This is a genomic window from Vibrio ruber DSM 16370, from assembly GCF_900163965.1.
Taxonomy (GTDB): Bacteria; Pseudomonadota; Gammaproteobacteria; order Enterobacterales; family Vibrionaceae; genus Vibrio; species Vibrio ruber.
The window spans coordinates 73,613-89,670 of record NZ_FULE01000050.1 but is presented as its reverse complement, the minus strand read 5'-3'; the positions used below and the strand labels follow the sequence as shown (position 1 = coordinate 89,670).

Here is a 16,058-nt window from a genome sequence, read left to right as displayed (position 1 = left end):
GTTAATCCCTCGCTTCAAAATAGCGTTTCGCATTGCCAAAACAGATATTCTCAACCATCGGACCGAGTAACGAGAAGTCATTGGGGACTTCGCCATTTTCGACCCAGCCTCCTAACATATTGCACAGAATCCGCCGGAAATACTCGTGACGGGTATAAGAGAGGAAGCTACGTGAGTCGGTCAGCATACCGACAAACTGGCTGAGCAGGCCAAGCTGTGAGAGCTGCTCTATCTGGCGCTGCATTCCGTCTTTTTGATCGTTAAACCACCATCCCGATCCAAACTGGATTTTGCCGGCAATCCCGCCGCCTTGGAAGTTACCAATCATGGTCGCCATCATTTCGTTGTCTCTCGGATTGAGGCAATACAAAATGGTTCGGGGCAGGGCGTCGGTCTTATCCATTTCATCTAAGAGATGAGCCAGTTCAAAAGCAAACGGCCGATCACCAATTGAATCGAAGCCCGAATCCGGACCGAGTTGGGCGAACATGCGGCTGTTATTGTTCCGCTGTGCACCAATATGGAGTTGCATAACCCAACCAAGCTTGGCGTAACGCTGACCGAGCCAGACTTGCACCGCGGTTGAAAACTGGGCGCATTCCAATTCAGAGAGTGTTTCACCATTGCAGCGACGTCTCAGCAGGGTATCAAGTGCTTTTTCATCCGGGATCGGCGCATAGCGTACAATCTCAATCCCGTGGTCTGCGGCACGGCAGCCATGGGCATCGAAGTGAGCCAGACGCAGATCGAGTGCGCTGAGTAAATCACTGAAACGTTCAATGTTGATATCAGCGACTTCCCCCAGCTTGTGGATGTAGTCAGCGAAACCATCGAGTTCTATTTTGAAGACTTTGTCCGGGCGCCAGCTTGGCAGAACCGCGATATCGAAATCATTATCCTGAGCAATGGTCCGGTGGTGTTCGAGTGAGTCGATCGGATCATCCGTGGTACCCGCCATGACAACGTTCATCTGTTGCATGATTCCCCGGGCAGAATAGTCTGGCATGGCCAATCGTTCGTTACACTGTTCCCAGACCGCATTCGCGGTTTGCGGCCCCAACAGGGTATTGGTGATGCCGAATGGACGACGCAGTTCCAGATGCGTCCAGTGATACAGAGGATTCCCTAATGTTTGCGGCACCGTATTGGCCCAAGCGAGATATTTGTCATAGTCGCTGGCATTCCCGGTGATCTGGTGTTCAGACACCCCTGCCGAGCGCATCGCTCGCCATTTGTAGTGATCACCTGCGAGCCAGATTTGGGTCAGGTTTTCGAATTGACGGTTATTCGCGACGTCTGCCGGACTCAGATGGCAGTGATAATCATAAATCGGTTGATGACAGGCGTATTCGTGATAGAGACGACGCGCGGTTTCCGTATTCAGCAAAAAGTCTTCATCCATAAAGTTCTTCATTGGGTTCCTCCTGACAGTGCTGCGACCGTTGCGCGGGCACCATGATCCAGTAACGATTGATAGGCGTGACTCACAGCGTCAATGACTTGTGGGTTCTGGCCCAGTTCGCGAGAGAAAATCGCTTCCACACTAAGCAATGCCGGCACAACCGATACATTGAGTCCGTGTTGATCACAGATATCACGGAGCTGCTTTGCCATCGGATCGCGCACATCAATCTCATTGCCATGCTCATCAATACCTGAGACATAACGCATCCAGCCGGCAATCCCGGTTGCAATCCACGAAAAATCACTGCCATGAGCCAGATGATATTTCAGGCTGTGACCCATCCGTTGCGGAATTTTTTGACTGCCGTCCATCGCAATTTGCCAGGTGCGGTGCTTGAGACTTGGGTTGCTGAAACGTTCAATCAGTTGGGTGGCATAGGCTGTCAGGTCGGTTCCTTGCGGCATATTGAGTGATGGAGCCTGCGCTTTGAGCATCATGTCGAAAGCGGCCTGACGATAGCCTGCATCCGTCATCGTGTCAGAGATATGCTCATAGCCACCGAGGTAGCCGAGATAAGCGAGAAACGAGTGACTCCCGTTGAGCATTCTCAGTTTCATCTCTTCATAGGGGACGACATCGTCAACAAACTCTGCGCCCGCCACATCCCATTCGGGACGCCCGGCAGCGAAGTTATCTTCAATCACCCATTGACTGAAGGGTTCACAAGCAATCGCACATGGATCGTCGCAGCCCAACAACGTTGCAATTTCGTCAAGTGTATCAAGCGTTGCTGCCGGTACAATCCGATCAACCATGGTGCAAGGGAACGTGACATGGGTTTCGATCCAGCGGTGAAGCTGCGAATCCAGTTGGCGGGCGAATTCAAGCACCGCGGCTCTGGCCACATGCCCGTTTTCTTGGATGTTATCGCATGACATGACCGTAAAAGGCTGTAAGCCTCGTTCATGACGTCGTTTCAGCGCCTCAACGATATAACCGAGCGCTGATTTGGGGGCGTGCGGTGTTTGTAAATCCTGTTGAATCAGAGGGTGAGTCAGGTCTAGCTGACCTGTCGCCGGATCGACACAATACCCTTTTTCGGTGATGGTCATCGAGACGATTGCCACTTGCGGTTCCGCCATTTTCTCCAGTACCGCTTCAATACTGTCCAACTTCGGATGGCATGACTCGGTCACGGCACCAATCACTTTGACAACCGTTTCCTCTGCACCTTTTTCTGCGACGGTGTAGCAGTGATCCTGACGGCGCAGTGCGGTGATCAGGTCTTCACTGGTGAAGAGACTGACTTCGCAGATTCCCCAGTCACTGGCGGTTTTTTGTAACATTTCATGGGTGAAGAGCGCCTGATGTGCGCGGTGGAATGCGCCGAATCCTAAGTGAACTATTCTCGTCACCAGACGGCTTCGATCATATTCCGGTAAAGATACGCCAGAATTGAGTTGTGTATTCGCTATCGTCTTCATGTTGCTCTCTTCTCAGATTGAAATATGATGATGGTTCTCAGTTGGCTGACCGTTGACGATCAGCTGCCGGTTTTCCGTCATAGGGAGTTGAATCTCGATGCAATCATAATCGGGTTGGAAGTCACCCGCTTTCGAGACGGAGACCTGAACCGATTTGGCATCGGTTGTCACAGCGACAGACAGCTCGGCATATTGACCATTCTGATAGGCATAACTCTCACCGTCATCGTCAAAAATGGTTTGCGAAAAATGATGTGTGCCCTGAGCCGGGAAAATCAGTAACACACGCTGGTTGTCATGCCGGGTATTTGCGACACCGGTTTCCGGGTTGAGCGGCAGTACACAGCCGGCTTTGACCAGCAGCGGCAGCGTCTCTAACGCGGCCGGTACAGTGATCGTTTGACCGGCACTAAACCATTGGTGGGTATAGAAGTCATACCAGCCGACGGTGTTATTCGGGAGATAAACATCACGCTGACGTTGATTCGGTTCAACCACTGAGGCTACCAGTAGCGACTGACCGAGCATAAAGTCATCATTTTCCGCCCAAGTGTTGGCATCATGCTCATGATCGAGGAAGGTCGGACGAAGCATTGGTTGATGTTCATGGTGAGCCAGCCACAGCGCATCATAGAGATAAGGCATCAGCTGATAGCGCAGTGCCATCGCTTTGCGAATAATCGGGGTGACTTCCGGGTACATCCACGGTTCATTGACCGTCCCGTCGTCATTCCATGAATGAATGGTGAAGCGCGGGTGCATCACGCCATTTTGCACCCAACGGACAAAGAGTTCGGGATCCGGTTTATCACCGGAGAATCCACCGACATCATGGCCGATATTGTACAAACCCGATAGGCTCATGCCCAAGCCCATTTTGATGTTGTACTTCAGGCTCGTCCAGTTGGTGCGGTTGTCACCACTCCAAGTCTGGACGTATCGGTTCATGCCGGGACATCCGGAACGGGAGATCAGGTAAGGCCTTAACTGCGGTGCGAATTCTCGCTGGGCATGGTACGACGCTTTCATCATCAACAGGGGTTGTAACGGTCGGATCAAGCTAACCGGGATGGCGTTGCCGAACCCGTAACAGCGCGCCTCACGATCCCATATTTCATATTCATTGTTGTCGTTCCATGTTGCGTCGATACCGTATTCAAGCAGCTGTTTGGTGACGTTGCTTTTCCACCAGTCGATGGTTTTCGGATTGGTAAAGTCGAGGTGAGAACCCTCCGCATCCCAGAAGACCGATATTTCCGGAGTATCGCTTTCTGAATCCTGAATAAACAGCCCCTGTTGTTTGACTTCCTGATACATCGGGTGATCATGCAGCAGACAGGGCTTGATGTTGGCTGCGAGCTTCAAGCCATGCTGGTGGAAATAGTCAGACATGGCCGTCGGGTCGGGGACTTTGTCATGATTCCAGTGAAAGACATAACGCTTATCGCCAATTGAGGTATAGCCTGATGAAAGCTGGAAAGAGTCGCATGGGATTTGATGGGCTGCGCACTGATCGACAAAGCTCTCGAGCAGTTCCTGGGCATTCGGTTCGTCGGTATAACGCATTGTCGAACCGCTGTAGCCTAAACTCCATTTCGGGCCGAAGATTGTGCCGCCGGTCAGTTTGACAAACGAGCGGGTGACATCAATAACTTGCGGGCCAAGGATGAAGTAAAAATCCAGATCGCCGTCTTCAGCACGATAACTACGATATTTGATGTGATAGTTGTCGAGTTCATTGCCCAAGTCAAACCAGCAGCTGGCGAGGTTATCGTAGAACAAACCGTAACTCACATTCTGTGGTGTCCGGGTAATATAAAACGGGATGTGTTTATAAAGTGGATCTGTCGAGCTGGCGTTGTATCCCATCGCGTCGAGGTTACGCATCTCAAAACGGCGGCCTTCCCGGTTGAGATTCCCGGTCTTTTCTCCGAGTCCAAAGTAATGCTCGTTATCGCCCCGGTGCATGAAGTGGGCGATCCCTTCGCTACTTGTCGCAAGCTGAATTGCACCGGTTTTACGATCATGGGCGAGGGGCTGCCATTCCCCCTGTGCATGGTAGTGCCAGTGGAGTTGCAAGGGTTGTGTGATGGTCAGTTTCAGGCGGTCGGTAGCGATTTCAACTACATCATCATTGTGCTTTAACTGATAATCGGGCAGCGAATAGCCTTGCACCGATGTTCTTTCCCGGCCGTTCCAGTCGATATCATCGGCGGCAGGGGAGACGGTCCAGGTTCTGTCGAGGCGCAAGCTTTCATTTTTCTTGACTAGCACGCGGAAGATATCGGGTTCGAGAACAAAGATATGCAGGGTATGTTTTGCATCGCAGCGAAGAATGATTTCGTTACCCAGAGCTGAATCCCATTGCCAATGTTTTAATGTTTTCATCATTTAGTCCTTACACCGGGGCGCCCCTATCGTACGCCCCCAAGAATACCAGTGAGATTAATAGCCGAGGAAGGCTTGAGGCAGTGCTAAGCTGATTTCCGGAATGTAGGTGACCAGCATCAGCGCGAGCACTAAGACTGCATAGAAAGGCAGCAATGGCTTGATCACTTTATCGATTTTCACTTTACCTACCGAACAACCGATAAACAGTGCACTACCGACCGGTGGCGTACAGATACCGATACAGAGGTTAAACGTCATCATGATTCCGAAGTGAACCGGATCCATTCCCAGATCCATCGCAATCGGCAAAAAGATCGGGGTGAAAATCAACAGGGCCGGCGTCATATCCATAAAGACCCCGACGATTAATAGAATCAGGTTAATGATGAGCAGGACGACGATCGGATTTTCAGATACATTCATCAGTGCATCACTGATCATGTAAGGGATATCGGCATTGGCCATTGCCCAGGACATCCCCATTGAGGCACCGATCAAGAGCAGTACAATAGAGGTGGTGATCACCGACTCCAAAATAATCGCCGGAATTTGTCTGATCGTGACTTCACGATAGAACACCACCGCCAGCATCAGTGTGTAAACCACTGCAATGGCGGATGCTTCAGTCGCGGTAAAGATACCACCGATAATCCCGCCCATAATGATGACAATCAGACCAAGGCTTGGCAGCGCATCGAGTGTTCTTTGCAGTACGATTTGACCACTGGGTTTTTCGGAGACCGGATAGTTGCGTTTTTTCGCAATAATTGCCGCGACAACCATTAAACCTAAGCCCATGATCAGGCCGGGGATGTAACCTGCGAGAAACAAGGCGCCAATCGATGTCCCGCCGGAAATTAATGAATAGACGATAAAAGTATTACTGGGCGGAATCAGTAATCCGGTCGGACAAGAGGTAATGTTGACGGCTGCGGAATAGGCCGGATCGTAGCCTTCTTTCTTTTGTAACGGAGACATGGTGCCACCGACCGCTGCTGCGGATGCAACTGCTGAGCCGGAAATTGAACCGAACATCATATTCGCCAGTACATTGACGTGGGCTAATGATCCCGGTAATTGGCCGCCCAGCACTTTCGCAAAGTTAATCAGCCGTAGGGCGATGCCCCCCTGATTCATGATGTTTCCGGCAAGAATAAAGAAAGGAATGGCGAGTAAAGAGAAACTATCCAAACCTGAAGCCAGTTTCTGCGAAATGACCGCAATTGCTGCATCAAAAGGGAGCGAGAGCATGACTGTCAGCAGTGATGAAATTGCAATACCAAATGAAATTGGTACGCCTAATCCCAAGAAAATAAAGAAGGTACCAAACAGAACAATAATAATTTGCCAATCCATGAGTCAGTTCCTATTTTAATTGGTTAGCCACAGAATCCTCTTTATGTGACTTACTACACATCAGAGTTCTCAGGTTGGTCAAAAAGTCAGTTGTCAGATAAATCAACATAAAGATCCCACTGAGGGGAATTGCTGCATAAACGTAGCCCATTTCTAGACTGAGTGCCGGAGATATCTGACCGGTTTCCAGAACATGCAGCATCAGTTTTCCACCGCCGTAAACCATGATGACACTGGCAAAAATGATACTGATTGCATTAATGACAAGCCGAAGAATGCTGTGCTTAGCCGGATTTTTCTCTAAAATTTGTTCAAGTAATTCAATGGCTAAATGGCGTTTTTGTCCCAATGTATATGCCGCACCCATCAGGCCGACCCATATAAAAAGAAAGCGAGCGAGCTCGTCTGTCGTTGTACTGGGGGTATTCAATACATACCGAGAGAAAACTTGCCAGACGACGCAAATCACAAGGACGCTGGATAACCCGATGCAGAATATCGACAGCCCTCGATTAATTACGCCTATTAACTTGTCCATAATGACTCCTGGTAAACCAATTTTTGTTATATAAGCATGTAGGGGAAATTATTTTTCATAAAATCGCTTGGCATTAGAGCATGTCACACAGAAACAGCCTGTGATCGAACTCTCATTAATATTTGGTCTGAACAGTTGTGGTCATTTTTTATGAAGTTGGTCAACCAATGTGAAGTTTTTTATTGAAATTGGTCTGCATTGGCAGCTAACTTAAGGGTGACCTACTAAAGATGAGATGAGTAGGCATGGATCGCTCATCCGACAATCTGAAAGATAACGCATGAAAATAACATCACTCTAAATGGAGAACATTATGCGGTTGAATAAAAAAACGCTGTCTACCCTGATGGCCTGTGTGGCGGCTGCTTCAATTTCTTTTACGGCATCTGCGACCACCATTCTAAAGCTGAGCCATAACCAAGACAGAAATCACCCGGTTCACAAGTCGATGCAATATATGGCAGAGAAAGTAAAGGAATATACCCACGGTGAGGTGAAAATTCGCATCTATCCGAATGGCCAGTTGGGAACCCAACGTGAGTCGATGGAGCTGCTGCAAAATGGTGCTTTGGATATCGCGAAATCAAATGCGAGTGAGCTGGAGTCTTTTGAACCGGCTTATGGTGCATTTAACATCCCTTATATTTTCCATGATCGCGACCACTTTTACCGCGTGCTGACCGGTCAGGTTGGTGACGATATTTTAAATGCATCAAAAGGAAAAGGTTTCATCGGATTAACTTATTATGATGGTGGTGCGCGTAGCTTCTACGCCAAGAAACCAATTAAATCACCTGCTGATCTGAAAGGGATGAAAATTCGTGTTCAGCCCAGCCCTACCGCAGTCAACATGATTAAACTTATGGGCGGCTCGCCAACTCCGCTGGCTTATGGTGAATTGTACACTGCGCTGCAACAAGGCGTGGTTGATGGTGCTGAGAACAATGAAACGGCTTTAACCAACTCTCGTCATGGTGAGGTCGCGAAATTCTTCAGCATGGATGAACATACCATGATTCCTGATGTATTGGTTATCAGTGAAGAGTCTTGGAATAAACTCACGCCAGATCAGCAAGTTGCTATTCGTAAAGCTGCCAAAGAGTCAATGCTGTATCACAAAGATCTCTGGACCAAAATGATTGCCGAGGCGCAGGAAAAAGCGAAAACAGCAATGGGTGTTTCTTTCGTAAAAGTTGAGAAGCAGCCGTTTATTGATGCGGTGAAACCGATGCATGATGAAGCATTGAGTAATCAAGCAATTGCAAAATATGTCAAAGAAATTGATGCGCTGGCAACAAATTAAGCGTGTCATCAAAGGTTGACCAATGTATCTTGGTCAACCAATTTTTAGGGTTCGATTGTCGTTGTATCTGTATCCAATAATACCTGCCCCCAGACTAACGGTAGTGAACTAAGCGAGATCATATGGGTATTCAAACAAACCTCGGTGTTCGTGTTGATATGATTCATCCACAGCGTCTTTATCAAAAAATAGGCCTTGGATTGCAGAACAGAATTGCGTCCGGAGAGTTTGGTCTCGGGGATCGTCTGCCGCCTGAACGGGAGATCGCTGAAGAACTGGATGTGAGCCGTTCCGTCGTTCGCGAAGCGATTATCATGTTAGAACTGCAAGGATTTGTTGAAGTCCGCAAGGGGTCGGGGGTTTATGTCATTAAATTGCCGGACACATGCCAGGAAGAGCAGGCGCCAGAGTTAAACCGCAGTAGTGATGTCGGGCCGTTCGAATTGTTACAGGCGCGACAGGTTCTGGAAAGCCAGATCGCGAGTTTTTCTGCATCGAATGTAACCAAGAATGAAATTTCCCGCCTTCGGTACTATTTGGATCAAGAGCGCGTCAATCTGGAAAATGGGACTGAAGACTACGAATATGACCGGCTATTCCACCTGACGATTGCTGAAGCCTCTCAAAATAGTGTTCTGAGTGACATCATTCATGATTTGTGGGAGCGGCGAAATGAAAGCCCAATGTGGCAGCAACTGCATTCTCGTATTAAAAGCAATACCTACCGGTGTCAATGGTTAGAGGATCATGAGCGGATTTTACAGGCATTACAAAAGCGAGATCCGGACGGGGCAAGACAAGCGATGTGGCAACACATCGAAAATGTAAAGCAGACGCTGTTTCAATTATCCGATATGGATGACCCGTTATTTGATGGTTATCTGTTTCGCTAATTTTGTGGATAAAACCATGTCGCACTCATTCGATATGGCTCAACAATGAATCACTGAAAAACGAATCACTGGAAAACGAATAACTAGGAAACAATTATGGAACAAACTTGGCGTTGGTATGGCCCAAGCGATCCTGTGTCTTTAGATGATATTAAACAAGCAGGCGCCACGGGAATTGTAACTGCATTGCATCATATTCCGAACGGTGAAGTATGGCGCAAAGATGAGATCCTCAAGCGTAAAGCACTTTTGGAACAGAAAGGGTTTAATTGGTCTGTGGTCGAAAGTGTTCCGGTACATGAAGAGATTAAAACGCGCACTGGTCGCTATGCACAGTGGATTGAAAACTACAAACAATCGCTGATTAATCTCGCCGAATGTGGCATTGATACCGTGTGTTACAACTTTATGCCGGTACTCGACTGGACACGTACGGATCTGGAGTATCAGCTTCCCGACGGGTCAAAAGCACTGCGCTTTGATCAGATTGAATTTGCGGCATTTGAACTTTTCATTCTCAAACGGCCGGGGGCAACAGCCGATTACACTGAAGCAGAACAAGTTCAGGCGAAAGCCCGTTTCGAACAGATGTCTCAGGCACAAATTAAGAAATTAACCGCCAATATCATTGCGGGTTTACCGGGGGCAGAAGAAGGATATACGTTAGAAGAGTTTCAGGCGCGTCTTGATACCTATCAGGGCATCGACAAAGAAAAACTGCGTGAACATATGGTGCTATTTCTTCAGGAACTGATGCCCACATGTGAACAGTACGGCCTCAAATTAGCGGTTCATCCGGATGATCCACCGCGTCCGATTCTTGGTCTCCCCCGGATCGTCTCAACCATTGAAGATATTGAAGCACTGACAACAGCAGTGCCAAGTATGATGAATGGAATCACCATGTGTACCGGTTCTTACGGGGTGCGCGGCGATAATGATCTGGTGCGGATGATTGAAACCTATGGTGACCGGATTTACTTCACTCACTTGCGTTCAACCTTGCGTGAAGAAGGTAACCCGATGAGTTTCCATGAAGCCGCGCATTTAGATGGCGATGTGGATATGTACAACGTGATTAATGCACTGCTGAAAGAAGAGCATCGACGTGAAATGGAAGGGGATGTGCGCCGTATTCCGATGCGTCCGGATCACGGTCATCAAATGATCGATGATCTGAAAAAACAAACCAATCCGGGTTATTCCTGTATCGGCCGCTTAAAAGGGCTGGCTGAGATTCGCGGGGTCGAACTTGCTTTAAAAAGGGCATTTTACACCAGTAAGTAAATGATTGATCTGTACCTGATGACGTTTTTTGCCGTTGATTGATTTAGCCGCTGTTGAGCGGCTTTTTTTTATGGGCAGAGATTTGATTCTTTCAAAATAGCTGCGACTCTGGGACAATGTAAAAATTGATCCAGAACAAGTTGTGGCATATGAAATATTCACTGGCAGGTTATTGGCAGCTCTCTCCGCTGACTGATCTCACGGTTCCTCAGGATGATATCTGTTTTCCCGCACCGCTGAGCGAGGTTCTCCCTGTCACGCTTTCTGAAGCAGAGATTGCAGCACAGGAATGGCACCTCATGCACGATATTGAAGTGGATGACGCATTGCTGAGTTTCACGGGGATTGATCTCGTTTTAGAAGGGATCGACCATCATGCAGAGATCCGCCTCAATGGCGTCGCTCTGTTTGACTGTGATGGGTTGTCATCTGTTTATCGCAAAGATATCAAATCATTACTTCAACCCGGTCGGAACCGATTTGAGATTTTATTTCTCGAGCCTGACGATGAACCCTTGATAGAAGTCGAACAACATCCGCTCTGCTTTCTGGGAAAAGAGCCCGTTCGTCATTATGACTCACGCGTCGGTATCTGGCGGGAACCTTATTTACAGTGCATCCGCCACGTCAGATTGACCCATTTGACAACGGAACAGGTCTGGCATCACGGTGGTGGCTGTGAACTGTTGGTTCATATTTATTTTGAAATGTTAAAACCCGGGCTGGTATCAGCGGTGATTAAATTTGACGGGATGAGCTATCAGATCCCGATTGATATGAGAAGCGATCAGGCCAGTGCGGTTTTTCAGGTTGAGGCACCACGTTATTTTAATCCCGAACATCCGGATCCACAGGATTTATATCGATTAACGGTTCAACTGGACGGGCAGGAAGAAAGCTGCCAAATCGGTTTAAGTGAAGGGGTATGTGTGACGCACTTTCCGTTGTGACGATCAGATTGTTTTTGAAGCTGTTTATCTTTGAAGCTGTTTGTTTTTGAAGCTTTTTATCTTTGAAGAAAGGTGTCTTTGAAGCAATTGAGCATATAAGACTGAACATATAAAAAAGGTGCCGATTCGACTCTGCACCTGTTTTGTATTCTCTTCATCCCAGTATTCAATCGCGCTGAGATTAGTATTCCTGAGGTTTGACAACCAGTACATGAATCGGGGAGTTTTGTACCACTTTACTGGCTACTGAGCCTAAGACCACCTTATCAATTTTGGAGCGTTTGTGACTCGGCATGATAATCAGGTCGCTGCCCAGTTTTTCGGCATAATCCAAAATGGTGCTATAGGGTTTCCCTTCTGCAATATGAAGATGATAGACCACTTCTTCGTCAATATGCGCTTCCGCAAAAGCTTTGAGCTGTGCTTTGACGTCAGCTTTCATGTTGGCTGCCGCATCTTTAGGGAAATAAGTCGAAACCATTGACATATGAATGCCGGGAAGCACATTGAGCAGATGTATCTCCGCATTGGAATTTTTTGCATGCCAGACTGCGATTTCTACCGCTTTATCGGCAAAGCCTTGCTCGTTTAAATCAACAGGTACAAGAATGTGTTTGTACATGGGTATATCACCTCTCTAGCCAGAATCCGGGTCATTATATGCCTGACCTGTGTCAGGCATATTGATGTGACATCTATTTTGATGATCTAATGCGACGTTTTTGATTCCAGATCAATAATAACGTGAGGAACAGTGCCGGAACGAAAACCCACTCTTTCATTGGTCGTTCAGATTCGACAATGATTGAGTCAATCTTCCAGTCAAAATCAATGCCGGAGGCTTCTGCCGGACTCCCGAATTCAACCATATCGACGATCATATCTTGCCCTTTCTCGGTCAGCATCAAGCCCATTGAGCTGACTCTCTCTTCGGCTGTTTTGGCGCGCTCATCAAATGGCAGCCGAACTGTTTTCGTGACATGTTCACCATTCATTTTGTCGCCTGAGACAACCAACTTTAATGCTTCTCCCGGATGAAGCCGTTGCGTCACCTGGTAAATCTCGGTTCCCGGATGGAGTTCATGCTCCGGATAGAGCATATCCCACCAGAACCCGGGGCGGAAGAATGTAAAAGTCAGCGCAAGCAGTAAGAGCGTTTCCCACCATTTATTCTTGGTAAACCACCATCCTTGTGTTGCCGCCGAGAACAGCAGCATCGCGATAATGGCAGAGAAAATGGTCAGCATTAAGTGCCACCAAGTATCAATCCCAATCAATAACAGCTGGGTATTGAAGACAAACATGAACGGTAAGATGGCGGTCCGGATATCATAGGTAAACCCTTGAATACCGGTTCGAATCGGATCGGATTTGGCGATCGCGGATGCAGCAAATGCAGCCAGCCCGACCGGTGGCGTATCGTCTGCCAGAATACCGAAATAGAACACAAACAGGTGAACCGCGATCAAGGGAATGATCAAACCGTGTTGCGCCCCGAGCGTTACGATGACCGGAGCCATCAGCGTTGAGACCACAATATAGTTTGCCGTGGTCGGCAGCCCCATTCCCAGCACCAGACTGATTACCGCCGTGAAGATCAACATCATGATCACGCTGCCACCGGAAATGAACTCAACAAAGTCAGTCATGACCAGTCCGATCCCGGTTAAGGTGACCACACCGACGACGATCCCGGCGGCTGCGGTCGCAACCCCGATACCAATCATATTACGCGCACCGGAGGCGAGACTTTCAAAGAAATCATTCAAGCCGACTTTTGCTTGGGCGGCAATATCACCGGTTTTGTTCATGAAAGCCATTAAAGGACGCTGGGTCAGCAAAATGAAGATCATAAACACGGTTGCCCAGAATGCTGATAATCCGGGAGAAAAACGTTCAACGGTTAAGCACCAGACCAGCACCACGATTGGCAGCAGGAAGTGTAGCCCTGATTTTAGTGTCGGACCGGGTTCAGGTACTTCGTTGAGTTCTTCGTTGATATCAACGGTCTGATCCACATAGCGAGAAGATATTTTGACCAAACCAATATAGGAGGCAAGTAGCGCGAGGGTCACGATAGGTGTTGCCGCTGAACCAAAGGCTGACTTGGTCCAACCAACACCGTAATAGACGATGGCACTGATGGCACCGAGTGCCAGAATTGTGCCGGTAAAAGACAGCACGCTCTGCAGCAGGGTGACCGTTTTACGCCGCGGCAGTCCTTCCATACCAGCTTTACAGGCTTCGAGATGGACTATATAAATCAGGGCGATATAAGAGATGATCGCTGGCAGCGCAGCGGCTTTAATCACTTCAACATAAGAAATACCGACATACTCAACCATCAGAAAAGCGGCTGCGCCCATGATCGGTGGTGTCAGCTGACCATTGGTTGAGGCGGCCACTTCTACGGCACCGGCTTTGGTGCCGGGAAAACCAACGCGTTTCATCAACGGAATGGTAAATGTCCCTGTGGTCACGACATTGGCAATCGAAGAGCCGGAAACCAGTCCGGATAATCCGGAGGCGACAACTGCGGCTTTGGCCGGCCCGCCTCGCATGTGGCCCAACAACGAGAAAGCGACTTTAATAAAGTAGGCACCGGCACCGGCTCTTTCGAGCATCGCACCGAACAACACAAACAAAAATACAAATGAGGTTGAAACACCCAAAGCAACGCCGAAGACCCCTTCGGTGGTGAGCCAGAGGTGAGACATCGCTTTATTTAAACTTGCGCCTTTGTGTGCAATGACATCCGGCATATACGGTCCGGCGAAGGTATATGCGAGAAATACCATTGCCACCATCATCAACGGTGGACCTAAAGCCCGGCGAGTGGCTTCAAGAAGTAACACCATACCGATTACTGAGACCACAATATCAACGGTTGTCGGAGCCCCTGAACGACCTGCCAGTGCTTCATAAAACAGATAAATATAAGCAGCGGAGAAACTGCCGAGTAATGCCAGTATCCAGTCAATCAGGGGAATGTGATCCCGGGAAGAATTCTTCATGGCCGGATAGGCGGTGAATGCAAGGAATATTGCAAACATCAGATGGATTGAACGCGCCTGTGTGTCGTTGAGAACGCCAAAATCAAAAATGAATGGTAGCGGGGAAGCATACCAAAGTTGGAAGAGTGACCAACAGACCGGAACAACCCAGAGAATCCGGCCTGCAAGGCCCTTGGGATTGCGAGCACCTGTATCTGCCTGTGCCACCATGTCCTGCACATTTGCCTGCGTCATGTACGTTATCCTTATTATTGATGGTCTAATGATGAAGTTACACCATGACTTTCAACATCCGCGGAAAGTCAGAAACGATATTGCGAAATTAAAATGAGTGATTCATGCAATACCAAAATACAAAGAGGAGGCGCTCGGCCTCCTCATGATTTATCAGTACGTTAGCCTGAGGAGATTCTTATTTGAGTAAGCCAACTTCTTTGTAATATTTGACTGCACCCGGATGAAGCGGAATTGAAATCCCTGCTTTCACCATGTCTTCTTTTTTCAGGTGAGCAAATGCCGGATGAAGTCTTTTGAAGGTATCAAAATTTTCAAACACAGCTTTTGCCACGTTATAAGCAACTTTGTCAGAGACATCCGCACTGGTGACCAGTGTTGCTGCAACACCGAAGCTTTTTACGTCCTGATCGGTTCCCCGATACATCCCGGCAGGTACATCGGTATAAGTATAGTAAGGGTTTTCTGCAACGATCTTATCAATTTCCGGACCGGTTACAGGGACAAGTTTCGCATCACATGATGTGGTTGCTTCTTTGATAGAACCATTCGGGTGACCGACAACGTAGATAAACGCATCGATTTTATTATCACACAGCGCTTGAGAACGTTCCGAACCTTTCAACTCAGAAGTGAGTTTAAAGCTGTCTTTCGTCCAGCCCATTTTATCCATGACAACTTGCATCGTGGCGCGATCACCGGAACCGGGGTTACCGATGTTGACACGTTTGCCTTTTAAATCTTTGATATTATCGATATGGGCGTCGGTACGGGCAATGACGTTAAATGGTTCTGTATGAAGAGAGAACATTGCACGTAGTTTTTTGTAAGGGCCTTGCTCAGCGAATTTACTGGTTCCGTTGTAGCCGTGATACTGCCAGTCGGACTGGACGATACCAAAATCAAGTTCACCGGAGCGAATTGTATTGACGTTATAAATGGAACCACCCGTTGATTCAACGGAGCAACGAATATCGTGTTCCTTGCGATCTTTATTCACGAGTTTACATATTGCACCACCAGTTGGGTAATACACACCGGTGACAGAGCCTGTTCCTATTGTAATGAATTCTTGCGCATTGACGGCAGCGCTTGCACCAATGGCTGCGACAGTAATGGCGCTAAGTTTCATAATTTTATTCAATGCCATGAATATTCCTTCCTTTTTGCTTGTTGTCTCTCAGTGAATATAGACTAAGAGCG

Annotated in this window: 12 protein-coding genes; 4 read left to right on the top strand and 8 right to left on the bottom strand. The window is 48.1% G+C overall.

Going from position 1 to position 16,058, the window contains the following annotated elements:
* Position 1: 1 nt before the first annotated feature.
* The 5 genes from uxaC to VR7878_RS17720 are packed head-to-tail and all read right to left on the bottom strand — an operon-like array spanning position 2 to position 7,174.
* Positions 2 to 1,414 carry a glucuronate isomerase gene (gene uxaC, locus VR7878_RS17740; RefSeq protein WP_077337351.1) on the bottom strand — a complete coding sequence of 471 codons (1,413 nt, stop codon included), beginning with the start codon at positions 1,412 to 1,414 and terminating at the stop codon, positions 2 to 4.
* Positions 1,411 to 2,889 (bottom strand): mannitol dehydrogenase family protein, encoded by a 1,479-nt coding sequence (locus VR7878_RS17735; protein WP_077337350.1) that lies wholly within the window; start codon positions 2,887 to 2,889, stop codon positions 1,411 to 1,413. The genes uxaC and VR7878_RS17735 overlap by 4 nt, the downstream gene beginning before the upstream one ends.
* A gap of 12 nt (positions 2,890 to 2,901) precedes the next feature.
* The gene (locus VR7878_RS17730; RefSeq protein ID WP_077337349.1) at positions 2,902 to 5,277 is read right to left on the bottom strand and encodes a glycoside hydrolase family 31 protein; all 2,376 of its coding nucleotides are present in this window, start codon (positions 5,275 to 5,277) and stop codon (positions 2,902 to 2,904) included.
* Between the two features lie 57 nt (positions 5,278 to 5,334).
* Positions 5,335 to 6,636 (bottom strand): TRAP transporter large permease, encoded by a 1,302-nt coding sequence (locus VR7878_RS17725; protein ID WP_059123297.1) that lies wholly within the window; start codon positions 6,634 to 6,636, stop codon positions 5,335 to 5,337.
* Between the two features lie 10 nt (positions 6,637 to 6,646).
* Positions 6,647 to 7,174 carry a TRAP transporter small permease gene (locus VR7878_RS17720; protein WP_077337348.1) on the bottom strand — a complete coding sequence of 176 codons (528 nt, stop codon included), beginning with the start codon at positions 7,172 to 7,174 and terminating at the stop codon, positions 6,647 to 6,649.
* Positions 7,175 to 7,487: 313 nt separating this feature from the next.
* Between VR7878_RS17720 and VR7878_RS17715 the strand changes: the two genes are divergently transcribed.
* The 4 genes from VR7878_RS17715 to VR7878_RS17700 all read left to right on the top strand — a co-directional run bounded on the left by VR7878_RS17715 (position 7,488) and on the right by VR7878_RS17700 (position 11,607).
* Positions 7,488 to 8,477: a TRAP transporter substrate-binding protein gene (locus tag VR7878_RS17715; protein ID WP_077337347.1), complete on the top strand. Its 990-nt coding sequence runs from the start codon at positions 7,488 to 7,490 to the stop codon at positions 8,475 to 8,477.
* Between the two features lie 122 nt (positions 8,478 to 8,599).
* Positions 8,600 to 9,370, top strand: coding sequence for an FCD domain-containing protein (locus tag VR7878_RS17710; RefSeq protein WP_139344140.1), 771 nt, complete (start codon positions 8,600 to 8,602; stop codon positions 9,368 to 9,370).
* A gap of 96 nt (positions 9,371 to 9,466) precedes the next feature.
* Complete coding sequence (uxuA, locus tag VR7878_RS17705) at positions 9,467 to 10,657, top strand: mannonate dehydratase (protein ID WP_077337346.1); 1,191 nt, start codon at positions 9,467 to 9,469, stop codon at positions 10,655 to 10,657.
* A 149-nt stretch (positions 10,658 to 10,806) separates the two neighbouring features.
* Positions 10,807 to 11,607: a glycosyl hydrolase 2 galactose-binding domain-containing protein gene (locus tag VR7878_RS17700; RefSeq protein WP_077337345.1), complete on the top strand. Its 801-nt coding sequence runs from the start codon at positions 10,807 to 10,809 to the stop codon at positions 11,605 to 11,607.
* A 181-nt stretch (positions 11,608 to 11,788) separates the two neighbouring features.
* Here the strand turns inward: VR7878_RS17700 and VR7878_RS17695 are convergent, their stop codons facing one another.
* From VR7878_RS17695 to VR7878_RS17685, 3 genes are all read right to left on the bottom strand, one after another.
* The gene (locus VR7878_RS17695; protein WP_077337344.1) at positions 11,789 to 12,229 is read right to left on the bottom strand and encodes a universal stress protein; all 441 of its coding nucleotides are present in this window, start codon (positions 12,227 to 12,229) and stop codon (positions 11,789 to 11,791) included.
* Positions 12,230 to 12,302: 73 nt separating this feature from the next.
* Positions 12,303 to 14,855 (bottom strand): TRAP transporter permease, encoded by a 2,553-nt coding sequence (locus VR7878_RS17690; RefSeq protein ID WP_077337343.1) that lies wholly within the window; start codon positions 14,853 to 14,855, stop codon positions 12,303 to 12,305.
* Between the two features lie 178 nt (positions 14,856 to 15,033).
* Positions 15,034 to 16,005: a TAXI family TRAP transporter solute-binding subunit gene (locus tag VR7878_RS17685; RefSeq protein ID WP_077337342.1), complete on the bottom strand. Its 972-nt coding sequence runs from the start codon at positions 16,003 to 16,005 to the stop codon at positions 15,034 to 15,036.
* Positions 16,006 to 16,058 lie beyond the last annotated feature (53 nt).